The organism is Empedobacter sedimenti, assembly GCF_030005555.1.
In the GTDB taxonomy this organism is placed as follows: domain Bacteria; phylum Bacteroidota; class Bacteroidia; order Flavobacteriales; family Weeksellaceae; genus Empedobacter; species Empedobacter sedimenti.
Window position 1 is genome coordinate 26,263 of the sequence record NZ_JASCQG010000003.1, and the last position, 24,368, is coordinate 50,630.

15 protein-coding genes are annotated in these 24,368 nt (G+C 32.3%); 10 read left to right on the forward strand and 5 right to left on the reverse strand.

The window, feature by feature from the left end; all coding sequences use genetic code 11:
* Positions 1 to 123: 123 nt before the first annotated feature.
* From QHG34_RS03945 to QHG34_RS03955, 3 genes are all read left to right on the forward strand, one after another.
* Positions 124 to 2,160, forward strand: coding sequence for a beta strand repeat-containing protein (locus QHG34_RS03945; RefSeq protein ID WP_282628876.1), 2,037 nt, complete (start codon positions 124 to 126; stop codon positions 2,158 to 2,160).
* A gap of 191 nt (positions 2,161 to 2,351) precedes the next feature.
* Positions 2,352 to 4,583, forward strand: a complete 2,232-nt coding sequence (locus QHG34_RS03950) for a beta strand repeat-containing protein (RefSeq protein WP_282628877.1) — start codon at positions 2,352 to 2,354, stop codon at positions 4,581 to 4,583.
* A gap of 185 nt (positions 4,584 to 4,768) precedes the next feature.
* On the forward strand, positions 4,769 to 6,067 hold the full coding sequence (locus QHG34_RS03955; protein WP_282628878.1) for a hypothetical protein: 1,299 nt from the start codon (positions 4,769 to 4,771) through the stop codon (positions 6,065 to 6,067).
* A gap of 41 nt (positions 6,068 to 6,108) precedes the next feature.
* Here the strand turns inward: QHG34_RS03955 and QHG34_RS03960 are convergent, their stop codons facing one another.
* Complete coding sequence (locus QHG34_RS03960; protein ID WP_282628879.1) at positions 6,109 to 7,380, reverse strand: hemolysin family protein; 1,272 nt, start codon at positions 7,378 to 7,380, stop codon at positions 6,109 to 6,111.
* 68 nt (positions 7,381 to 7,448) lie between these two features.
* Here QHG34_RS03960 and QHG34_RS03965 point away from each other — a divergent pair, with 68 nt between their 5' ends.
* Both QHG34_RS03965 and QHG34_RS03970 read left to right on the forward strand, forming a co-directional pair.
* The gene (locus tag QHG34_RS03965; RefSeq protein WP_282628880.1) at positions 7,449 to 8,192 is read left to right on the forward strand and encodes a M15 family metallopeptidase; all 744 of its coding nucleotides are present in this window, start codon (positions 7,449 to 7,451) and stop codon (positions 8,190 to 8,192) included.
* A gap of 99 nt (positions 8,193 to 8,291) precedes the next feature.
* A complete protein-coding gene (locus QHG34_RS03970) occupies positions 8,292 to 8,822 on the forward strand; it encodes a hypothetical protein (RefSeq protein WP_282628881.1) in 531 nt (176 codons plus the stop codon).
* A gap of 2 nt (positions 8,823 to 8,824) precedes the next feature.
* Here the strand turns inward: QHG34_RS03970 and QHG34_RS03975 are convergent, their stop codons facing one another.
* Entirely contained in the window at positions 8,825 to 9,439 is a 615-nt protein-coding gene (locus QHG34_RS03975; protein ID WP_282629125.1) for an alpha-ketoglutarate-dependent dioxygenase AlkB family protein, read from the reverse strand.
* Between the two features lie 531 nt (positions 9,440 to 9,970).
* Positions 9,971 to 10,318, reverse strand: a complete 348-nt coding sequence (locus QHG34_RS03980; RefSeq protein ID WP_282628883.1) for a hypothetical protein — start codon at positions 10,316 to 10,318, stop codon at positions 9,971 to 9,973.
* Between the two features lie 90 nt (positions 10,319 to 10,408).
* Between QHG34_RS03980 and lpdA the strand changes: the two genes are divergently transcribed.
* The 3 genes from lpdA (at position 10,409) to tamL (ending at position 19,833) form a co-directional block, all read left to right on the forward strand.
* A complete protein-coding gene (lpdA, locus tag QHG34_RS03985) occupies positions 10,409 to 11,800 on the forward strand; it encodes a dihydrolipoyl dehydrogenase (protein ID WP_282628884.1) in 1,392 nt (463 codons plus the stop codon).
* A gap of 201 nt (positions 11,801 to 12,001) precedes the next feature.
* On the forward strand, positions 12,002 to 17,485 hold the full coding sequence (locus QHG34_RS03990; RefSeq protein WP_407080900.1) for a translocation/assembly module TamB domain-containing protein: 5,484 nt from the start codon (positions 12,002 to 12,004) through the stop codon (positions 17,483 to 17,485).
* Entirely contained in the window at positions 17,485 to 19,833 is a 2,349-nt protein-coding gene (gene tamL, locus QHG34_RS03995) for a translocation and assembly module lipoprotein TamL (protein ID WP_282628886.1), read from the forward strand. The genes QHG34_RS03990 and tamL overlap by 1 nt, the downstream gene beginning before the upstream one ends.
* A 75-nt stretch (positions 19,834 to 19,908) precedes the next feature.
* Here the strand turns inward: tamL and QHG34_RS04000 are convergent, their stop codons facing one another.
* Positions 19,909 to 20,577, reverse strand: coding sequence for a head GIN domain-containing protein (locus tag QHG34_RS04000; protein ID WP_282628887.1), 669 nt, complete (start codon positions 20,575 to 20,577; stop codon positions 19,909 to 19,911).
* An 89-nt stretch (positions 20,578 to 20,666) separates the two neighbouring features.
* The gene (gene pepT, locus QHG34_RS04005; protein WP_282628889.1) at positions 20,667 to 21,908 is read right to left on the reverse strand and encodes a peptidase T; all 1,242 of its coding nucleotides are present in this window, start codon (positions 21,906 to 21,908) and stop codon (positions 20,667 to 20,669) included.
* 64 nt (positions 21,909 to 21,972) lie between these two features.
* On the opposite strand from pepT, the gene QHG34_RS04010 reads away from it, so the two are divergent.
* Both QHG34_RS04010 and QHG34_RS04015 read left to right on the forward strand, forming a co-directional pair.
* A complete protein-coding gene (locus QHG34_RS04010) occupies positions 21,973 to 22,839 on the forward strand; it encodes a hydroxymethylglutaryl-CoA lyase (protein ID WP_282628890.1) in 867 nt (288 codons plus the stop codon).
* Between the two features lie 136 nt (positions 22,840 to 22,975).
* Complete coding sequence (locus QHG34_RS04015) at positions 22,976 to 24,346, forward strand: peptidylprolyl isomerase (protein WP_282628891.1); 1,371 nt, start codon at positions 22,976 to 22,978, stop codon at positions 24,344 to 24,346.
* Positions 24,347 to 24,368: the final 22 nt, after the last annotated feature.

Here is a 24,368-nt window from a genome sequence, read left to right on the forward strand (position 1 = left end):
ATCAATACATAAACGTATTAAGCGTTTTTAAAACGTCTACATTTTCAATAGATTATACGTAATTTTGTTATGTCAATCATTTTGAATTAAAATTCAATAACCAAACTATATAATTAATTAGTTATGAAAAAAACTTTACTTAGTCTTAGTATTTTATCTCTAGGGATAATTTCATATGCTCAAGTTGGTGTGGGTACAAATACCCCTAATGCAACTTTAGATGTTGTAGGAAAACCTACAGATGCTACTACTCCAGATGGGGTAATTGCGCCTCGTATAAAACGAACGGAACTTATTGCAAAAAACACTATTTATACTACTGCTCAAACTGGTGCCATTGTATATGTTACAGATATAGCAGGGACAGCTGATACCACTGGAGGTAAAGCAGTAGATGTAACTGCCATAGGATACTACTATTTTGATGGTACTAAATGGGTGAAATTTACACCAACTGCTGCTGCTACTGTTCAAGATTTACGTTTTGTAGGCACTAACAACCATATAACACAAGATGCTGGTGCTGGGAGCAACGGTACATCTGCAGGAACTGGCTCCAATAATATAGCAATCGGTAAGGGAGCTTTAAATGCAATTACTACAAGCTCCAATATAATTGCTATTGGACAAAATGCTTTATCTAAGCTTACAAGCATTTCCAATAATGATGCCGTTGCTATTGGAAACGGTGCATTAGGCGAATTGACAACACAGTTGGGGAATACCGCTATTGGTTCAGGAGCTCTTTCTTTTGCTACATCTAGTTTCAATACTGCTGTTGGAGTTTCTGCTTTAGGTAACACTAAAGGAGATGGATTAAATACTGCTGTTGGTAGTGGTGCCTTTTCAAGCTTAGGTCAAGGAGAAATAAATACAAGTGTGGGTTACAGAACTGCCTCACAAATGTCAATTGGTTATAGAAACACTTTTTTAGGTGGTAATAGTGCTGTTTTCTTAAAAGGGGGAGGAGCACAACATAATGAAAATACTTTTGTAGGAGCTGAAATTACAACTCCCAATAGTTCAGGTACCGGTGTAAATGTTACCTATAGAGGAACAACTGCTTTAGGGCACTTGAGTTTAAATAATCTTGGAAACACGATAACGGATATTACTAATAGTTTATTTTTAGGAAAAAACACAACGGTAGATCCAACTTTAGTAGGTGTTGTAGATCATGCAACTGCAATTGGTACTAATGCAGTTGTAGGAAAAAGCAACTCTATTGTACTTGGTAGACCTCCTTTATCTGGAGCTGCGCAAGATAACGTAGGTATCGGTATAATTGCTCCAACAAATGCGTTACATGTAAAAACAACAGCAGATCCTGTAAAATTTGAAGGTTTACAACCAGACGCTACTGCTCCTAATGTAGTAGTCGTTGATGGAACAGGCGTTTTGAAAACTGTTGCTAAATCATCATTAGGAGGTGGCTCAGGCGTTAGTACAAATTTATATACTGCTGATGGTACATTAGCAGGAACAAGAGTAGTTACACAGGGTACAAATACATTATCTTTTATTAATTCTTCAAGTTCGCCAACGGGAAATAAAGTTGGAATAGGTACTACTACACCATCAGAAGCTTTAGAAGTAACGGGAAATGTTAGAATTAACACAATTAACGCTAATGTTGGGGCTTCTGGAGTTGATAGACAAGTTGTTGCAGATTCAAACGGAGTATTAAAAACAATTGATTTTGGAAACTACACTGTATTTCACTCAAGATTAAAAGCAGATCAACCAATTACCGCTAATACAGTTACCACCCTTGTTTTTGATACCCCTCTGACAAACTCTCCATATTATACATACAATACTTCAACTGGTTATTTAACATTCACACAAGCAGGGAATTATCTAGTCACTATGCAAGCGGGATTTGGATCATTACAAGCTGGCGTACAATTAGTTTTAGGAATAAGATCTTTACCTATGGCTACTACAGCGTATTTAGGAAGAGCCAGTCACTATAATGCTGTAGCTACAGGAGCAACAATTGGTGAGCTTATGACTTATACTACAATGCTACAGGTTACACCAGGTCAGCAAGTGTATTTTAGTGCAGTAATTGCTACAGGAGGAGGAACTGTACTTAAAAATGAATCAGGTGGTACAGGAAATGGAAATGTAACCAATATTACTATTCAAAAAATATAATACAAATATCTAAAAATGTTATATTCCGTGAAAAATCTCAACCAAATAGTTGAGATTTTTTTATGCACTTTTTAATAAAATAATAGAACAAAAATCTGAAATTGTATTACTTAGTAAAATATATTCATAATATTATTATATTTGCCCAATATTTCTTATTGCTACCATAACCAATTAGAAACAATTTAATTATGAAAAAAACTTTACTTAGTCTTAGTATTTTATCTTTAGGTATAATTTCATACGCCCAAGTAGGTGTTGGCACTAACGATCCTAAGGCAACTTTAGATATTGTAGGAAAACCTACAGATACTACTGCTCCTGATGGGGTAATTGCACCTCGTATAAAACGAACGGAACTTATTGCAAAAAACACTATTTATACTACTGCTCAAACTGGTGCCATTGTATATGTTACAGATATAGCAGGGACAGCTGATGCTGCTGGCGGAAAAGCTGTTGATGTAACTGCCATAGGATACTACTATTTTGATGGTACTAAATGGATAAAACTAACACCTACACCAGTTATACAAGACTTACGTTTTTTAGGCTCTAACAATCACGTGACACAGGATGCTGGTGTTGGGAGCAACGGCACATCTCTTGGGTCAGGGAGTAATAACATTGCAATAGGTAGCAATGTTTTAAGTTCAAATACAACTGGATCTAGTGCAATTGGAATTGGATCAAACGCACTAAAGTCTGCTAATGGGCTAAATGGTGCATCATCACCAATTGCAATAGGAAACAATGCATTGCAAAACTTGACATCAGGAGTTTATATGACCGCTATCGGATATAACGCTTTAGGAAATGCAAGTAACGGAGGAAATTATTCTGTGGCAATTGGAAATAGTGCCTTAGCCGTAAATAACAATAGTTGGAATACAGCAGTTGGAGCAAATTCTTTACTAGCTGCAACTGGCGATGCCAACTCTTCTTTCGGATATCGAGCAGGAGCCTCAATGATAACAGGTACTTCGAACACCTATATCGGAGCCTCAACTGCGACATATCTTAAATCAAGTATTAGTCATAATGAAAATACATTTGTCGGATCACAAGTTACACAAAGTTCCTCTGATACTTCACCTGGTTTTGATGTCAAATATGATGGAGTATCAGCATTGGGAGCAATCTCTTTAAATAGGCTACCAACGACATTAAGAGCTATTAACCAGTCAAGTTTTTTTGGAACAAATTCTACCGTAGCCCCTTCCTACACAGGAACAAGTATAGTCTTCGGGACAGCAATTGGGGCACAAGCTACAGTTGGTGCAAGTAATTCTATTGTCTTAGGAAGGCTTCCAAATTCTATGATTGACAATAATGGTCTACCAACGACCAACCCACAAGATAACGTCGGTATTGGTACAATTGCTCCTACTAACGCCCTACATGTAAAAACGTCTGCTGATCCAGTAAAATTTGAAGGTTTAGTTACTGACGCAACAGCTGCTAATGTTGTCGTAGTTGACGGTAATGGTGTCTTAAAAACGGTTCCAAAATCTGGATTTGCAGCATCAACTGCTGACACTTCACCAGATGCTTGGGTTAACAATGCCGCCAACACACTTGTAGAATTAGGAACAACATCTGCGGGAGCTGCAAGAACAGTAGGTACTGAAGTTGTTGCAACTGATACTGGTAGATTTGGTATTAAAACACCTACACCAAATGCAACTTTAGAAGTTAAAAAATCTTCTACAACTCCTACAACATCTGTAGACGGAGTAATTCCTCCAAATATGACAAAATTAGAATTAGCAAGTAAAGTCGCAAATACATATGGATCAGCACAAACAGGTGCTATGGTATATGTAACTAATGTCACTGGGACTATTACTGGACCAAGCATAGCACAAGTACCTTATGTTAATGCTCCTGGTTACTATAATTTTGATGGAATAACATGGCAGCCAATATCTGGGGCATTGCCAGTTATTTTGGGTGTTATGCCTCCTCCTGGTAGTACTGCAACTAGTTCTCCTAATGTAACTAGAGCAACAACCAACACAAGAACTAATGCCAAAATCACTTTACCAAATGGAAAATGGAAAGTAACAACTAACATCCTAATGTCGACAAATACATGTACGACAGCTGGCGCTTGGGCTTGGCATAAATTTACATTAGCAAACGCTGGTACAACAACTTCAACATCAGACTTAGTCGGTGCAACACAAGTGAGTGGATCATACTATTCGCCAGGTGGAACTGTGACAGGAACAAGTGGTTGGTCATATTCTATGGTGACTGGTGATTTAGTTATTAATAACACATCTGGAGCAGACAAAATATACGACTTAGTTTATGTTCAAATGTTTTACAACGGAGGTATTACAGCAGCTTGTACATTTGACAATGTAAGTAATAACGGTGCTGCAGAAAATAATATATCTGCTATTAGAATCCAATAATCTAGTTGATTAAAATAATCTTAAAAAATCTCAACCTATGGGTTGAGATTTTTTTTATGCAGTTTTTAATAAAATAATAGGACAAAAATCTGAAATTGTATTATTTAGTAAAATATATTCATAATATTATTATATTTGCCCAATATTTCTTATTGCTACCATAACCAATTAGAAACAATTTAATTATGAAAAAAACTTTACTTAGTCTTAGTATTTTAACTTTAGGTATAATTTCATACGCCCAAGTTGGTATAGGAACTGAGTCTCCTACAACTACATTAGAAGTGAGAAAATCTACTACCAACCCAACAACAGTTGCTGATGGTATTAGACCTCCTAATATGACTAAAACTGAACTAGCAAACAAAGCTGCTACTACTTATGGCGTATCGCAAGCCGGAACTATTATATATGTAAATGATAACACTGGAGGTACTACAGGTACAAGTGTTGCGCAAGTAGCAAATATCAATGTAACAGGATATTATTTTTTTGATGGTAGTATATGGCAAAAAATGTCTTCTACTGCAGGAGGTGATACTACAAATGATGCTTGGGTTAACAATGCCGCCAACACACGTGTAGAATTAGGAACAACATCTGCAGGAGCTGCAAGAACAGCAGGTACTGAAGTTGTTGCAACTGATACTGGTAGATTTGGTATTAAAACACCTACACCAAATGCAACTTTAGAAGTTAAAAAATCTTCTACAACTCCTACAACATCTGTAGACGGAGTAATTCCTCCAAATATGACAAAGTTAGAGTTGGCAAATAAAACAACTGGTACTTATAGTGCTCCCCAAAAAAGTGCATTGGTTTATGTTTCTGATATTTCAGGTACATTCACAGGAACTGCGAGTGAATCTCAAGTTACTGATATTTTAGGAAAAGGATATTACTATTTTGATGATACGGTTTCCCCAAATGGACGTTGGGTATCGTTATATGATCCTAAATCTATTGCTATTCCTATTATTTATGGAACAATGGCAAGTTCTACCACAGGAGGTGCTAAAAATATAAATCCTATTGGAACAAGTGCTACACCGTTGAATTCATACATTACTCTTGGACCTGGAAAATGGTTATTATCGGTAAATATATTATTATTTGCTAATACTGCTTTAAGAAATGCAACAACATCTCCTTGGATTTGGGCAAGATTAACTTTTAATGATGGTACTACCCTAGCTAACATACAGACAAATACAACACAAACGGGAGATTTTGTTGGTAGTACTCTTATAAGTGGTTCTTTTTTCTCTCCACCTACTCCTAGTTCTAATGGACAGAGACCAACATATGTATATTCAATGTTATCAGGACAGGTTGTAATCAATAACACTTCAGGTGCAAATAAAATGTATGGGTTAATGTGGTGGAGTTCTGAGAGTAATACAACTGAAACGACATATCAATTTATTAATCTTTCATCTGCTGGCAATGGTGAAAATGTTATTACAGCTATGAGAATTCAATAAGCTTAAAATAAAAAAAACTCAACCAAATGGTTGAGTTTTTTTTATTTCCTAGAAGCTAAAATTTTGTCAATGCGATTTCCATCTTTATCAATAATTTCAAGGGTTAAATCGTCTACTTCAACTTTATCACCAACATTTGGGATTGTTTCGTATTTATCTAAGAAAATTCCGGCAACTGTAACGTATCTATTTTCGATATCTTCTTCAATCTCGATATCAAAGAATTTCTCAAACTCATAAATCGAGTATTGTCCATCTATCAACCAAGTTCCGTCTTCGCGTTCTACGATTTCATAATCTTCGTTTTGGTTCTCAGGCGTATCTCCAACCAATTCGTCCAAAATATCGTTTATCGTCACAACTCCAGCTGTAGTCCCGTATTCGTCTAAAATAACAGCAAAATGCGCTTGCGAATTTTGCAACATTTCTAACAAAGGATAACTGAACGAATTTTCGTTAACAAAAACAGGTTTGTGAATATATTTTTTTAAGCTAAAATCATCTTTGCTTACACCAAACATATCTTTCAATTTTAAAATACCAACGATTTCGTCTAAATTATTGTTCTTCGTAACTGGATAAGCAGAAAATTTGTTCTTTTTTACCTTTGCTCTCGCTTGTTCATAATCGTCAGAAATATCCAAATATGTAATTTCCGATCGATGCGTCGCCAAAGTATTTACGCGACGATCACCTAATTCAAAAACACGCTCCAAAATCTCGTGTTCTTTCTCCTGAATCTCACCTCCTTCTGTACTTTCTTTGATGATATTTTTTATTTCTTCTTCTGTTACAACTTCTCCTCCTTCGTCTTTTATTCCAAATAATCGCAGAAAAAAATCATTTGTCGCTGTTAGCATCCAAACAAACGGCGAAGCTATTACAGACAATAATTTCATTGGTTTAGAAAAAATCGTAGAAACAGCTTCCGGAAATTTCATACCCAAACGTTTCGGTAATAATTCGCCAAAAACAATCGAAAAATAAGTAATAATAACCACCATTATGATAGATGCTGAGGTCTTAGCATACGGTGCTATAAAACTAAACTGTGTTAAAAATTGTGTTAAATCTGCTGTCAATTTATCTCCCGAAAACACCCCCAACAAGATACCAATAAGGGTAATACCTATTTGTACAGTAGAAAGAAATCTGTTCGGATTTTCAGCAAGTTCAAGTGCAGTTTTTGCTCCAGAACTTCCTTTTTTCATTTCATTTTCTAGTTTAAATTTTCTTGACGAAACCAATGCCATTTCTGACATCGAAAAAATTCCGTTCAACAAAATCAAGATAATTATTATAAGAATCTCCACTTTTATTTTATAATTTTGATAAAAATAAACCAAAATATATACCTATCATAATGTCACAAATTAATATTATGAAATTTTCTTATTTAATGTTACTTGTTTTTGTTCTTAATGCAGGTTGCGCCTTCGGGAACAGCGAACAAACTCCAGTAGAAAATGATACTATACAACCTTTTACAACTGCAGAATTGATTGGAAAAGGAACACCAACAATGGTTGGAAAGGAATATAAATTATTGCCAGAAGTAGCAAAACAATTCGAATTATTAAAAGCTGATGCTAAAAAAGCAGGCTTCAAAGTCCATGTCGTTTCAAGTTATAGAAATTACACTTACCAAAACGGAATTTGGGAGCGTAAATACAAAGCCAATCAAGCGAAAAAAATTGCAGCAAAACAAAACGTTGAAAAGATTATAGAATATTCAACGATTCCAGGAACTTCTCGTCATCACTGGGGTACAGATTTAGATATTATTGATGCAACTAAAGGAATTCCTTCAGATCCGTTAAACGAAAAACACTTTAATGAAGGTGGAATAATGCACAATTTTAAACTTTGGTTAGATCAAAATGCTTCAAAATATGGTTTTTATTTAGTGTACACAGATAATGCAACAAGAAAAGGTTTCAAATACGAACCTTGGCATTTTTCGTACAAAGCTATTTCTCAACCAATGCTAAAAGCTTACAAAAAGTTAGATGTAAAAAAAGTTTTGCAAGAAAATAAATTAATGGGAAGTGAGAATTTCACTGACGATTTTATTGAAAAATACCGAAAAGAAAATATTTTAGACATAAATCCAGAAATTAAATAGTTAAAGCTCCAAGTTTGGAGCTTTTTTTGTGGTAGCTATATATCAGAAAACAGTTTAGATATTATGTACGCTCGATTTTTTATAGCATTGTTTTTTAGCATGAGTTTGTTCGCTTTTGCTAAAGATACAATTGTGAAAGATTTGGACGGAGATGGTAAATTTGATAAAATATCAATCAACCAAGAAACTAAAACAATTATCTACCTTTTATCTTCATTAGATTATAAAAAACAAACAAGTTTACCATTTGATGAGCTTTCAAAAGATGCTGCATTAGAAGAAACGAAGAATGGTTTTAAGTTTGAGAACAATATTGGAAATACTGTTTTTACTTCTTTTTTTAGATACAATAAAAAAGAGAATAACATCGAATTAGTTGCTCTTAAACGTAAAATTATTTCAAATGATTATTCTGCAGAAAATGGAGAATCTAGTTTTGATACTGTTTCTAAAGAATTTATTGGCAAATGGAATCGTTTAGATCAAACTACAAATAAAGTAATAGCATTACCTACTCTAAAAGCAAAAATTGATTTAGAAAATGTTTCTCTAAATCAGTTTAATGATACTTATTTAAAGAAATTTGAACAGCAAAGTTTAACTTTTTATAAAACCGAAATAGCGAAATAATCCTATTTCGATAAATCTATTGTTCTAAATGTTAGATTAACTCGAGGTTGTGATACCTTTTTGGTCGGTGGTAAACGATGCAACCAATTATCTTGCGTTTCGCCTTTCATTACTAATAAGCTACCACTTGCTAAATTAAGCGAAACAGCTTCTTTGCTTTCTTTATGCTTGAATCCAAATTTTCGTTCAGCTCCAAAACTAAGAGAAGCAATTGCCCCATGACGCTTCAATTGTTTTTCTCCGTCACTATGCCAAGCCATTCCTTCAGAACCATCGTGATATAAATTGAGTAGGCATGAATTATAGGTTTCTCCTGTTTTTGCTTCTGCCAATTTTTTTAGTTCAATTAATGTGTCGGTCCATGGTAAAGCTGTTTTGGTAATTTTAGAATAGGTATAAGCAAATGGTAAATCGCCGTACCAAGCAATTTTACGTTTTGTTTCTATTAATTTACCAAAAATAATTGCCTGATCATTCTTCCACTCTATTTCATCTAACAATTTTTTATAATAAACAAAGGCTTCTTCATCACTCATTATTTGCCCAAAATAATTAACAATTCCATCTCTTGGTAATAAGTTTTGTTCTTCGTTATATAAATCGTTAAATAAATCCATTGCATCTAATCTTACAACTAAATTAATTAAAACTATCAAAACAACAGCATCATTTACAATATCTGTAAAACAAAAACACACGAAAAACTTAACATTAGATTTCTGAAAAAAAGTTTGGTTTATTTGATTTTTTATTTACTTTTATTTAACCAAAATTTAACAAATAATGAATAAACTGATTTACAAAAACTCAATTAACTTTTTCATCGTATGCTGTGTTTTACTATCTGCTTCAGTATTTTTAAAAGTTTTGAAAGTGGACAACGCCGATTTCATCCTAAACATTAGTTTTTCTCTAACTATTATCTCTCTTATATCTATAATGTTACGTTATAAAGTAAAAAAAGAAATGAAAAATATTACAGTAGAATAATTTAAATGAATTGAATGAATTTGTTTTTGATGAAATAAAACAGATGATTTCTAAAATTATAGTTTTGACCGTTTATAAAAACAATAAACGCTCAAATTATATAATGTAAGTAATTAGAAATTTTATTTTCATTGAAGATAAAAAAGTAAAAGCAACGATTATTTCGTTGCTTTTACTTTTAAATAGTGTTCAAATTTTAATCCGTTTATATTATATGGATCAAATCCTTTGTATAAATTTTCGATCAAATTTTTTACTTGAAAATAATTAAATAACGTTGAATATGCTCCTTGTTCATCATAAATAGGAATCTCAACTAAGAATAAAAAACGATCGTACTTTGATATTTGAACAGTATTTCCATCGCGATTTACAAAACCAATATAACTCCCGTCATAATCTGGTAAATTATGAAAAATCTCGATAGCTTGCTGTAAACTACCTTCTAAAGGTAATTCCGTTTCGACACAAAGGTCATCTGCGTAATTTTCAAAGAATATTTTCACATTGCAAAAGTAAGAAATTTTAATGTATTTTGAAGAATTCCTTTTTTTTCGGGTTATAATTATTAAATTAGCAATCAAATTATGGAAAAAATGAGTTACGACATTATAGTTATTGGAAGTGGTCCTGGTGGATACGTTGCAGCGATTAGAGCAGCACAATTAGGTAAAAAAGTAGCAATTGTAGAAAAAGCTGAATTAGGAGGAATCTGCCTTAACTGGGGATGTATACCAACTAAAGCATTATTAAAATCTGCTCAAGTTTTTAAATACTTAAATCATGCAGAAGATTTCGGAATTAACTTACCTTCAGATATTTCATTCGAATTCGGAAACGTAGTTTCTCGTAGTAGAGGCGTTGCAGATCGTATGAGTAAAGGTGTTCAATTCTTAATGAAAAAGAACAAAATTGAAGTAATTCAAGGTGAAGCCAAAGTTTTACCAGGTAAAAAAGTAAAAGTTACAGCTGCAGATGGTTCTGTTAGCGAATTATCTTCAGAAAATATAATTATTGCAACTGGTGCACGTTCTCGCGAATTACCAGCTTTACCACAAGATGGTAAAAAAGTAATTGGTTACCGCGGAGCTTTAGCAATGGAAAAACAACCAAAATCTATGATTGTTGTTGGTTCTGGTGCAATTGGAGTTGAGTTTGCTCACTTCTACAATACTTTAGGAACTGAAGTTACAATTGTAGAGTTTTTACCACGCATTGTAAATGTTGAGGACGAAGATATTTCAAAACAATTACAATTATCGCTTAAAAAATCTGGAATTAACATTTTAACAAATGCTGAAGTTACAGGTGTTGATACAACTGGTGATTTAGTAAAAGCTACAATTAAAACGGCTAAAGGTGAAGAAGTAATTGAAGCTGAAGTTGTTTTATCTGCTGTTGGGGTTGTTCCAAATACAGAAAATATCGGTCTTGAAGAAGTTGGTATTGCAACAGAAAGAGGTAAAATTGTTATTAATGATTTCTGCGAAACATCTGTAAAAGGTTACTACGCAATTGGTGATGTAGTAAAAGGAGCTGATTTAGCACACTTAGCATCTGCACAAGGTATTTTATGTGTTGAGCATATTGCTGGTGAAAAAGTTGAGCCAATCGACTACGGAAATATCCCAGGTTGTACATATTGTTCACCAGAAATTGCATCTGTTGGTCTTACAGAAGCAAAAGCAAAAGAAGCTGGTTACGAAGTTAAAGTTGGTAAATTCCCTTTCTCTGCAAACGGAAAAGCTGTTGCAAATGGAGCTGCTGATGGTTTTGTAAAAGTTGTTTTTGATGCAAAATATGGTGAATGGTTAGGATGTCACATGATTGGTGATGGAGTAACTGAAATGATTGCAGAAGCAGTTGTTGCACGTAAATTAGAAACAACAGCACATGAAATTATGAAGTCTGTTCACGCACATCCGACTATGGCAGAAGCTATTATGGAAGCAGTGGAAGATGCATATGGTCATGCTATTCATATCTAAAAGAATAATTCTTAATATTAAAAATCTCGAAATTTTACAATTTCGAGATTTTTTTTGTCCTATAATTGAGTTATTTTAGCTCATGAAAGTAGAAGTTAATAATTTATCTATCATACGAATATTTTTGAATTGGTATATTCCTTGATGGCTAAATATTAATCAAAACTAAAAAAACCTAATCTAAAAGTTAATCCTTTGAAAATCAACCTAAAAAAAACACTAAAATACTTTTTCTACACATTAATATCAATCATCATTTTATTGGTAATTACGATTTTTAGTTTAAGAATTCCAGCAGTTCAAAATTTTGTAAAAGGTCATTTAATTACTTATCTCGAAGATAAAATACAGACTAAAGTTACTTTAGAAAAAGTTTATATCGATTTTCCGAGTAATCTAGAAATCAAAAATTTATATCTACAAGGTCAAGATGTTGATACATTGTTGTATGTAAAAAACTTTGATGTTGGGCTAGATATTTGGCAATTACTTAAGAATAAAGCGGATATCAATTCCATTAATTTAGATGGTGTACGAGCTAATGTAGTTCGAAATCAAGATGGAACATTTAATTTTGATTACATCACAAATGCTTTTGCAACTACGGATAAAGAAGAGGAAAAAGATACAAAACCATTCATTATCTCTTTAGACAAAATAAAACTAAAAGATATTGATATTGCTTTTACTGACAAACAAGCTGGAAATAACATTAAAATAGCTTTAAATCAATTTGATACTCGTGTCAAAACATTTGATTTAGATAAAAATAATTACGCAATTGGTGATTTAGTTCTTGATGGTTTAAAGTTAAAATTGAAACAAGATTTAGTAAAAGAAGTTGCGAAAAAGGTTGAAGAAAAAGTGGATTCTTTAAACCAAAAACAACCAATGAAGATTGATTTAAAAGGAATTCAATTAACTAATTTTGACATTGATTATGGTGACGATAATACACAACTTTTTGCAAAACTAAACTTCAAAGAATTTAAAACAACAATCAAAAAAATTGATTTAGAGAAGAATTCGTACGATGTTGGTGATATAAAACTGAATGGTTTAAATTTACAATTCAATCAAAAATTACTTCAAAATATAAAAGAGCAATCAACTGACCAAGTTGATAAAAAAACGACAACTTCTCCCCTACAATTAGCTTTAAACAAAATAAATCTGAACGATATTAATGTAGAATATGGTGATGATAACGCAAAAATGTATGCAAAAGTTAAGTTAAATGATTTTAATACGATAATTCATAAACTTGATCTTGAGCAGAATAATTACCAAATTGGTGACATAAATCTGGATGGTTTAGATGTTGTTTACAATCAAAAAGCAATTCAGAAAAAAGCAACAAATCCTACTTCAACCTCATCAAATCCTGCTTTGTTGTTAGATTTGAATAAAATAAATCTTACCAATGTAAAAGTCGATTATAATGATCAATCTTCAAGAACTTCTGCTAAAATTGATTTAAAAGATTTGAAATCAAAAATCAATAAAATTGATCTTGACAAAGCGATTTACGATATTGACCACGTTATTTTGAAAGGTGGAAATATAAATGCTAATCTGCATTTAGCTTCAACTAATACAAGCTCTAAAACAAATACCTCTTCTCCACCAATGAATTTGGAGTTGAAAAAATTGCTTTTAGATCAAGTAAAAGTCAATTATAACAATACTGCCGTTGCTCCAACAAAGCAAGGAATGGATTATAATTATCTTCGTTTTTCTAAATTAAACGTTGATGTAGAGAATTTCAGAATGGTAAATAATTCGTTTACTGGTTCTATCAAAAAAGGAGAAATTAATGAAGCAAGAGGTTTGAATATTCAGCGTTTGAACACCGATTTTTTCTATGGAGAAAAACAAGCTTATCTAAAAAACTTATATTTACAAACGCCACGAACTTTACTTCGCGATCAAATTAATTTGTCTTACCAATCAATGAATCAATTAACAAATCATCCCGAAAATGTAATTGTTAATGCAACTATTCGCCAGTCAAAAATTGGTTTTGCTGATATTTTGATGCTGGTTCCGACACTTCGAAACACACCACCGTTTGATAAATATCCAAACGGAACACTTAATATTGATACGCGTGTTAGTGGAAAAGTAAATGATTTGGCTATTAATCATTTAAATGTTTCTGGATTAGATGATTTACAATTATCAGCTTCTGGACGTGTTAAAAATGCGATGAATCCGGATAAATTGTATTACGATTTAGCAATCAAAAACTTTTCTACTTCAGCTAAAACAATTTATAGCCTTGTTCCTAAAAATACAATTCCAAGTACTATTAGAATACCTTCAAAACTGTCTGTTAATGGTAAAGCGAAGGGTTCTACAACAGTTGTTAATACTCAACTTAATTTAATTTCTACACTTGGAGATGCAAATCTTGATGCGAATATAGACATACGCAAAAAAGATGCTGAAAAATATTCGATAAAAGCTGATTTAAGAAACTTAGATGTTGGTACATTAATTAGCAACAAAGATTTAGGAAAAATTACGGCTAAAATCAATGCGAAAGGTGAAAGTTTCAATCCAGAAAAGATGAATACAACCTTTGATGGCAATATAACTTCTGCAACATACAATAAATACAACTATAAAAACGTCGCTTTAGACGGAAAAATAAACAATGGAGCTTTTTTTGCGCATTTAAATTCTGATGATCCAAATGCTAACTTAAACTTGATTGCTTCTGGAGTTTATAAGAAAGAACTAACAGATGTAAAAATTAATGGAGATATCAGTAAAATAGACATCAATAAATTAGGTTTTTATGCAACTCCAATGATTGTTAAAGGAGCTATTAATGCAGATTTTGCTAATTTAAATCCAGATGAATTAAATGGAACTTTACTTCTAAAAGATTTTGCTATTTCGGATACAAAAGAGATTTTCCCTGTCCAAGAAATGAGCTTAATCGCTATTTCTACTGTAGACTCTAATCAAATAAAATTAACTTCTCAAATTGCGGATGCTGAGTTAAATGGAAAATTCAAACTAACTCAAATTTTTGGTGCATTAGCAGAAACTGTGAACGAATATTATAATTTTCAGGATAAAAAAACAGCTACCAAAATAGATCCTCATCAATATTTTACACTAAATGCAAAAGTAAAAGATGATGATTTAATCAGAAAGTTTTTACCGGATTTGAGTAGTTTCGAAACGATTACCTTAAATGCAAATTATAATGCAGATGATAAAAAAATACTAGTTGATGCTGAAATTCCGAATTTAACTTACAGAAAAAATGTGATTGATGCAGGTAAACTACATATTGACAATACTACTGATGCGCTAAATTATAAGTTGAATATTGGAGGTTTAAAAAGTGAAAGTTTTCAGTTAAAGAAAATTGACCTTAATGGAGATATCGCGCAAAACACGGTCAACTATTCTGTTTCGACTAAAGATGATAAAGATGCTACACAATTTTTGGTTGCAGGTAATGTAAAATTGATTGATGAGATTACAAACATTAGCTTAAACCCGAATGGTTTGGTATTAAATTATGATCAATGGCAAGTAAAAGATGGTAATTTAATTCAAATTCAAAAAGATGGAATTGTCGCTAATAATTTCAGTATTTCGAATAATGGAAGTGAAATTTCTGTTCAATCTGACGGAAATAAAGGTTCAAGTCCATTAAATATTGCGATTAAAGATTTTAAAATCGAAACCATTACCGAATTAATCAAAAAAGATGATTTACCTGCTTCGGGTATTATAAATGGAACAGCAACAATAAAAGATCTGAATAAAGAAATGACGTTTAATGCAGATCTTAACGTAACAGAATTACAAGCGTTTGGAAATCCTGTTGGTAATCTTGTTGCCAAAGTTCAGAATACTTCTCCTTCGGTTATCAATGCAAATATTGCACTAACTGGAAATAACAATGATCTTAAAATTACAGGAGATTATAATACCAAAGAAAGCGCTTTCGATATGCTTTTAGCCATTAATAGACTTGAAATGAAAACAATTCAAGGGTTTTCTATGAATGCGATAAAAGATACAGAAGGTTTTATTTCAGGTAATTTGAACCTAAATGGAACAATTGAAAAACCAAGCATTTTAGGTAAAGTACAATTTAATGAAGTAGGTTTAACAGTTGCTGAAACAGGAAGTAATTTCAGAAAAATAAATGATGCAATTAATTTTACATCAAATGGTATTGAATTAAATAAATTTAAAATTAACGATGCTGACGGAAATTCCTTAACGCTAAATGGCTATGTATTAACAGAAACTTACCGAGATTTTGCTTTTGGCCTGACAGCGAATGCACGAAATTTCAAAGTTGTTAATTCAGAGAAATCAAGTGACGCATTAATGTATGGTGTTTTAGCAATTAACGCGAACCTAAATATTACAGGTGATATGGATTTACCTGTTGTTGACGGAAGTTTGAAAGTAACCGATAAAACAAACTTTACATTTGTTCTTCCACAGTCTTCTCCGTCTTTACAAGAGCGTGAAGGAATTGTAGAATTTATCGATCAAGATCAAGTTTCTTTACAAGAAACAATCAAAACTGACGAAATTTCGAGTGATACAAAAATCAAAGGATTTGATGTTAATGTAAATATTGACATTGATAAAGAAGCAAAAACATCACTTATTATTGATAAAGCAAATGGAGATTTTGTCGAAATACAAGGTGAAGCTCAGTTAACTGGCGGAATGGATCCATCTGGTAAAACAACTCTTGTTGGTGTTTATCAGGTAGAAAAAGGTGCTTACGAATTATCTGTTAGTTTACTAAAACGTCGTTTCGAAATTCAAAAAGGAAGTACGATTACGTGGACAGGCGAACCTACAACAGCTAATTTGGATATAACGGCTGTGTATGTTGCCCAGGCTGCACCAATTGATTTGGTTGAACAGCAGATTTCTGGTCTTTCTTCATCAGAAATGAATATGTACAAACAACGCATGCCTTTTAATACAAACTTGATGTTGAAAGGTGAATTACTAAAACCAGTTATTACCTTTGATATTTCGCTGAATGAAGATAATCCATCCATTCCAACTACCGTTTTAGATAACACAAAAGCGAAGTTAGATCAATTAAAAACAGACGAAGCTGAAATGAATAAACAAGTTTTTGCGTTATTATTATTAAATCGTTTTGTTGGCGAAAATCCATTCCAAAGTCAATCAGGAATGTCGGCAGAAACAATGGCAAAACAAAGTGTTAGTAATATTTTATCACAACAACTAAATAATTTAGCCTCAGATTTAATCAAAGGTGTAGATATTGATTTTGGATTAGATACACAAGATGATTATTCTACTGGATCTAAAAATACACGAACAGATTTGAATGTTGCTGTTAGTAAACGATTATTAAATGACAGATTAAAAGTATCTATCGGAAGTAATTTTGGACTTGAAGGTGATGCACGAGAAAACGAAAATATGACCAATATTGCAGGTGATATTACTGTAGATTACAGTTTGTCTCGCGATGGTCGTTATATATTAAGAGCTTATCGCAAAAACGAATATCAAGTTGCATTACAAGGACAAATTATAGAAACTGGAGTTGGTTTTATTATCACATTAGATTACGATAAATTCAAAGAAATTTTCGAAAAAAGAAAACGTAACAGATCATATAGACAATCACAAAAAGCCGAAACAAAATAATGAAAAACCTACATAAAACAGCTGTTAAACTTACGATTACTATTGGTGCAATTACCTTTATAGCGTCTTGTAGTAATACTCGATTTTTAGAAGAAGGACAAGAACTTTATACTGGTTCTACACTAAAAGTTGAAGGCGATTCATTATCAAAAAAAGAAAAAACGGCTTTAAAAGATCAGTTGCAGTCGACTATTATTCCAAAACCTAATTCAAGTTTTCTTGGTTTACGACCTCGTTTATATATTTACAACATTACAAGCGAACCTAAGAAACAAAAGGGACTAAAATATTGGTTAAAATATAAAGTTGGCGAAAAACCGGTGTTAATGAGTGATGTTGACATTGAGTTTAACAAAAACATTCTCGTTAATTATTCGGAGAATAAAGGTTATTTCAATGCAAAAGCGAAAAGTGATACTATCAGCAAAAACAAAAAAACTGAAGTTCATTACGAGCTAAATCCAAATGCGAGATATTATATCAGTCAAATTCATTTTCCGAAAGACACAAGCTCTGTTGCGAATCGAGAAATAGCGCAAACACAAGACAAAACTTTATTAAAAGCCGAACAACCTTTTGATTTGGATATAATAAAAGCTGAAAGAGAACGCATCGATACAAGACTGAAAGAGAAAGGTTTTTATTACTTTCATCCTGATAATATCATTGTACAAGCTGATAGTACTGTTAGTAAAAATCACAAAGTTGAGTTATTTGTCAAGTTAAAAAACAATACACCTCAGCAATCTAAAAATCAATATACAATTGATAAAGTGATTGTTTTTCCTGATTATAATTTACGTGATGTAAGAGATGGTAAATACTCTATTCCCATGCCTACAGATAGTTTAGAGAAATATTCGAAAGACAATTTTTATATGATTGACTCCAAGAATAATTTTAAATCTAAAGTATTTGATCGTGCATTATATTTTCAGAAAGGAGATTTATATAATCGTGCAGATCATAATTTATCACTTAATCGATTAATCAGTTTAGGCGTTTTTAAATTTGTTAAAAATGAATTTATTTTATCAGATCCTGAAAACAACAAGTTTGATGCTTATTATTTATTGACTCCAAGAGAATTTCAATCATTACGATTAGAAGTTTTAGGAAGAACAAATTCCGCAAATTATGGTGGTGGCGAATTAAATCTGAATTGGACACATCGCAACATTTTCAGAGATGCAGAGCAGTTAAAAATGGCTTTATTTGGTGCTTTTGATATGCAATTAGGAGGACCAAAAGATGCAAACAATATATTTAGAGCAGGTTTCAATTCGCAGTTATCAATCCCAAGAATTGTTGCTCCTTTCAAATTCAATTCTTCAAGTGCATTTGTACCACGAACTAATATTGCGATTAGTTACGAATTTCAGGACAGAACAAAATTATACACGCTTCATAATTTTAATACCTCATTTGGTTATGTTTGGAAAGAAAACGCGAGAAAAGAGCATGAATTAAAGCTTTTGGACGCTACATTGGTTTTTCCGCAGAAAGTGACAGATGAATACAATAGTAAAATTTATGATTCGATAGGTAATGTGATCAACCCAAGTCTTAAACGAGTTGTAGACAAACAATTAATTTTCGGTTCTACTTACGCTTATACTTATACCACAACAATGTTACCACGAACAAATACAATTTATTATCGCGGAACAATTGATTTAGCAGGTAATATAGCTGGCTTAATTTCAGGCGGAAACGCTAAAAAAGATGATCAAAAAGAGATTTTCAAAATTCCATTTAGTCAATATGCAAAAATGGAACATGACTTTAGATTCTATCATAAATTAAGTGAAAAATCATCTATCGCAACTCGTTTTATAGCTGGTGTTGCTTACCCTTATGGTAACTCAGAATATATTCCGTTTTCAAAACAATTTTTTGTAGGAGGAAGTAATAGTATCAGGGCATTTAGGGCACGTACTTTAGGACCCGGAAGCTACGATCCTCGTACTCAAAACGCAAGTTTCTACTTTGATCAATCGGGAGATATTAAGTTAGAGTTGAATGCAGAATATCGCGCAAATCTCTTTAGTTTTCTAAATCTTGCAATATTTGCAGATGCGGGAAATATATGGTTGGTAAATGAAGACGAAACTCGCCCAGGAGGAAAATTTTCGAAAGATTTTATGAGCGAAATTGCAGTTGGAGCCGGAATTGGATTACGCTTCGATTTCTCTATTATGGTACTTCGATTAGATGTTGCAACTCCATTACGCGTCCCGTATTATGACAAAGGTGATCGTTGGGCTTTTGATGAAATAGATTTTAGTGATAAAACTTGGCGAAAAGACAATCTAATTTTCAATATTGCAATTGGATATCCTTTTTAAAAATTTTGAAATTGCTTTACATAAAAAAACTCAACCAAATTGGTTGAGTTTTTTTATTATAATTCAAATAATTAACTATTTAAAATTAATTTTTCCTCCAGCAATCTTTTTCTGATTACGTCTTTCTGGATTTCCATAAATATCAATCACACCTCCTGCTCTTGTTTTTGCATCAACAGAATCTGTAGAAGTTGCTTCTATTACACCTCCAGCATTTGTAGTTAATGATGAACTTTGAGCTTCTAATGTTTTAGAAAAATATTTTCCTCCCGAATTAGAAATTACGGTTTGAGTTTCAGCTTTACCTCTCAAAATAACTTCTGCTCCAGAGTTTATTTTCACTTCTAATCTATTAACATCTACAGGTAATTTGATTGACGAACCCTCGTTTGATGTTAAGTTTAATGATTGAACTTTTACTTCATCATCCGAATAAATAGTAGATCCTTGACTTGCTTGTATATCGTACAACGATTTGTAATATACTTTTACAGTTGCTTCACCACCTTGCATTAGTTTTACACCTGTCATTTTCAGTTTCAATTCTCCATTATTATTCTCAACTTGTACATCTTCAGCATTTACACCGTCAATTACAACAAGATTTTTAAGAGATGAAATCAACTCTACAGGAATTTTATCATAAACTTTTAGTTTATTAAATTCACCAACATTTCGTTCTACTTGTGCAAAAGAAAAAGTTGCACTAAATAAAGTGACCGCTGTGATTAAGATATTTTTCATAAAAAAAGTTTTCTATTTTGATGTTGAATTTACACAAAATTCAAACCAAAATAGAAAACCTATGTTATTTTAAAAAATTTAAAATTTTATTATTTTGCTCCTTCTGCTGTTAATTCGGCAATACGAACAATAATTTCTGTTGCTTTTTCCATAGATTCTACAGGTACATATTCGTAAGGTCCGTGGAAATTATGACCTCCAGCAAAAATATTAGGACAAGGTAATCCCATAAAAGATAAACGAGCACCATCAGTACCACCACGAATTGGTTTGATATTTGGCGTAACTCCACAATCTTTTAAAGCTTGTTCTGCGATTTCAACTGATTGGAATTTCTCTTTTACTTTCTCGATCATATTAAAATATTGATCTGAAACTTCAGCTGTAATTACTTCATGATCAAAACGCTCTTGAATATCAGCAGCAATCTGTAAAAATAAAGCTTTACGCGCTTCATATTGCTCCATATCATGATCACGGATAATGTAAACCATTTTTGCTTCAGATACATTTCCTGTAATTTTAGCTAAATGGAAAAATCCTTCGCGACCGTCAGTTAATTCAGGAACTTCATCATTTGGTAATTGAGCTGCAAATTCCATTGCAATATTAGATGCATTAATCATCTTATCTTTTGCATAACCTGGGTGAACAGATTTACCTTTGATTGTTACAATTCCAGAAGCAGCGTTAAAGTTTTCGTATTCTAATTCTCCAATTTCAGAACCATCCATTGTGTATCCCCATTCGGCTCCAAATTTCTCAACATTAAAGAAATCTGCACCACGACCAACTTCTTCGTCAGGAGTAAACCCAATCGCGATACGTCCGTGTTTAATTTCTGGATGAGCGATCAAATATTCTGCAGCTGTTACAATTTCTGCAACACCAGCTTTATCATCAGCACCTAATAATGTTGTACCATCAGTTGTAATGATAGTTTGTCCTTTATATTGTGTTAATTCAGGAAACTCATTTGGCGATAAAATCATTGATTCGTTCAATTTAATATCTCCTCCATCATAATTTTCCCAAATTTGAGGTTGTACATTTTCTCCAGAAAAATCTGGTGAAGTATCCATATGAGAAACAAACCCAATTGTAGGCACTTCGTGATCTACTGTAGAAGGAACATATCCAAAAACATATCCGTTTTCATCAATTGAAACATCCTCTAAACCGATTTGTTTTAACTCTTCAACCAAATAATTTGCTAAATCCCATTGACGATCTGTACTAGGAAATTTATCTAAGAAAGCCTCACTTTCAGTATAAGTTTTAACATATTTCAAAAAGCGTGTTACCAACTTTTCTCTCCATTCTGTTTGCATTGCGTTTTAATTTTTGTCAAAATTAGTAAATTATCTACCTTTAATGCGCAAATAACACAAAAAAATGAGTGATTCAACTTTTAAAATTATTGAATGCCCACGCGATGCGATGCAAGGTAGAAAAGAGTTTATACCAACTGACGCGAAGATAGATTACTTAAATCGATTATTAACAGTCGGTTTTGAAGCGATTGACTGTGGAAGCTTTGTATCACCAAAAGCGATTCCGCAAATGGCTGATACGAAAGAAGTTTTAGACAATATTGACACTTCTACTACAAAGTCAAAATTATCTGTTGTTGTAGCCAATAAAAGTGGTGCTATAAAAGCTGCAGAACATGTGAAAGTAGATATCATTGGATTTCCTTTTTCGATTTCGGAGAATTTTCAGCAATTTAATACAAACAAAAGTAGAGAGGAAGCTTTTGAAATGGTAAAAGAAATTAATGAAATTGCTTTGGATAACGGAAAACATATGTTAATTTACCTTTCGATGGCGTTTGGGAATCCTTATGAAGAGATTTGGAATGAAGAAATCGTAAAAGAATGGACTCAAAAAATGGCAGATTTAGGAATTACATCAATTAATTTGTCAGATACAATTGGTGTAGCTGATGAAAAAACGATTGTAGATTTATTCCAAAATTTAATTCCACATTATCCAGAAATCGAATTTGGTGCTCATTTTCATACTATTTACACTGATTGGCATTCAAAAATACAAGCCGCTTATGACAATGGTTGTAGACGTTTTGATGGTGCAATAAAAGGTTTGGGAGGCTGTCCTATGTCAAAAAGTGATATGGTAGGAAATATGCCCACAGAGAAGTTGATAAGCTTTGCAAATGAACACAAAGAAAATCATGGTTTAAATCTTTTTGATTTTGAATCTGCTTGGAATGTTTCGTTGCGTACATTTGGCTTAGTTTAATCTTAACAATAAACTAAAAAATCAATTCTTTTGTTAAAGGAAATTAAAATATGCTTGACTTTAACAAAAAAAGTTAAATTTGCTGATCGATAAGTTATATTATCCAGCTTAGAATATAAAAATGAAATTAAAGTATATGAAATTTAAATCGACTATGATGTTGTTAATCGCAACATTATTTACGGTAAATACTTTTGCACAAACTGCAAAAACAACACCTAAACGCCTTGCTAAAGTAGATGGTATTGCGGCTGTAGTTGGAGATCAAATTGTTTTAGAATCTGATGTTGATCGTGATTATTTAATGACTCAACAACAAGGAATGAAAGTTGAGGACAAATGTGATTTCTTAAATGACATTATGTTAGACAAAATGTTAGTAGATCGTGCAAAACAAGATACTTTAATCAAAGTTACACAAGATGAGGTAACACGTCAGTTAAATGGTCAAATTGAAGGGTGGATTGCTCAAGCTGGTGGTGAAAAACAAATTTTAGATTATTTTGGATTCCGCACAATGGCTGAAATGAAGAATGAAATGAAATATCTTGTTGAAGATAATATCTATGCTCGTAACAAAAAAGAAATGGTTACTAAAGGTGCAGATGCTACTCCAGAAGAAGTTCGTTTATTTTTTGAGAAACATCAAGGAGAATTACCAGATATGAAAGACGAGGTTTCTATAAGCCATATTGTTCTTTATCCTGAAGTTTCTGCTCAAAATCAACAAAAGATTATTGATCAATTAAAAGAGATCAAAAAAGAAGTGGAAGAAGGAGCGTCTTTTGCTACAAAAGCAATTTTATATTCAGAAGATCCAGGTTCTGCTAGCAATGGTGGTGAAATCAAAAAAGTATTACGAGGAAAAATGGTAAAAGAATTTGATGCTGTTGCATTTAATTTACAAGAAGGTGAAATTTCTGAACCATTCAAAACTGATTTTGGATATCATATCATTAAATTAGAGAAACGTAAAGGTCAAGAATTAGATTTACGTCATATTTTGGTTACATTAAAACCTACTGAAGAAGAAATTAAAGCAGCAAATAATAAATTAGATTCGATCCGAATTTTAATTAACGAAGGTAAAATGACTTTTAAAGATGCAGCATTAAGATTTTCTGACGATAAATTCACGAAATTTAACTCAGGAAACATCATGAATCCAAACTCTGGTGATGATCGTTTTGAAAAAATGGCTTTACCTATACCAATGTTTACAGCGATTACAGCTTTAAATCCTGGAGATATTTCTTCTGTTTTTGAAGATGATTTTGATAATAGAAAATCTGTTCGTATTATTAAGTTAGATAAATTTTATCCTGAACATAAAATTAACTACGAGGATGATTATTACAGAATCCAGAAATTCGCAATTCAAGACAAAGAACGTACAATGTTGTTAGATTGGGTAAAACGTCAGGTTGGTGATGCTTATGTAAAAATCGGTAACGAATACCAAAGTTGTAACTTCCCTATCGATTGGGAGAAAAAACAAAAGAAATAATTAGAATAAATTCTAAATAAAA

Excerpts from the sequence above, each read along its gene's own strand:
- QHG34_RS04010 (WP_282628890.1), top strand. The coding sequence starts at position 21,973 with ATGAGTGATTCAACTTTTAAAATTATTGAATGCCCACGCGATGCGATG.
- QHG34_RS03950 (WP_282628877.1), top strand. The coding sequence starts at position 2,352 with ATGAAAAAAACTTTACTTAGTCTTAGTATTTTATCTTTAGGTATAATT.
- tamL (WP_282628886.1), top strand. The coding sequence starts at position 17,485 with ATGAAAAACCTACATAAAACAGCTGTTAAACTTACGATTACTATTGGT.
- QHG34_RS03970 (WP_282628881.1), top strand. The coding sequence starts at position 8,292 with ATGAGTTTGTTCGCTTTTGCTAAAGATACAATTGTGAAAGATTTGGAC.
- QHG34_RS04015 (WP_282628891.1), top strand. The coding sequence starts at position 22,976 with ATGAAATTTAAATCGACTATGATGTTGTTAATCGCAACATTATTTACG.
- QHG34_RS03945 (WP_282628876.1), top strand. The coding sequence starts at position 124 with ATGAAAAAAACTTTACTTAGTCTTAGTATTTTATCTCTAGGGATAATT.
- QHG34_RS03955 (WP_282628878.1), top strand. The coding sequence starts at position 4,769 with ATGAAAAAAACTTTACTTAGTCTTAGTATTTTAACTTTAGGTATAATT.
- QHG34_RS03975 (WP_282629125.1), bottom strand. The coding sequence starts at position 9,439 with ATGGATTTATTTAACGATTTATATAACGAAGAACAAAACTTATTACCA.
- QHG34_RS04000 (WP_282628887.1), bottom strand. The coding sequence starts at position 20,577 with ATGAAAAATATCTTAATCACAGCGGTCACTTTATTTAGTGCAACTTTT.
- QHG34_RS03965 (WP_282628880.1), top strand. The coding sequence starts at position 7,449 with ATGAAATTTTCTTATTTAATGTTACTTGTTTTTGTTCTTAATGCAGGT.
- lpdA (WP_282628884.1), top strand. The coding sequence starts at position 10,409 with ATGAGTTACGACATTATAGTTATTGGAAGTGGTCCTGGTGGATACGTT.
- pepT (WP_282628889.1), bottom strand. The coding sequence starts at position 21,908 with ATGCAAACAGAATGGAGAGAAAAGTTGGTAACACGCTTTTTGAAATAT.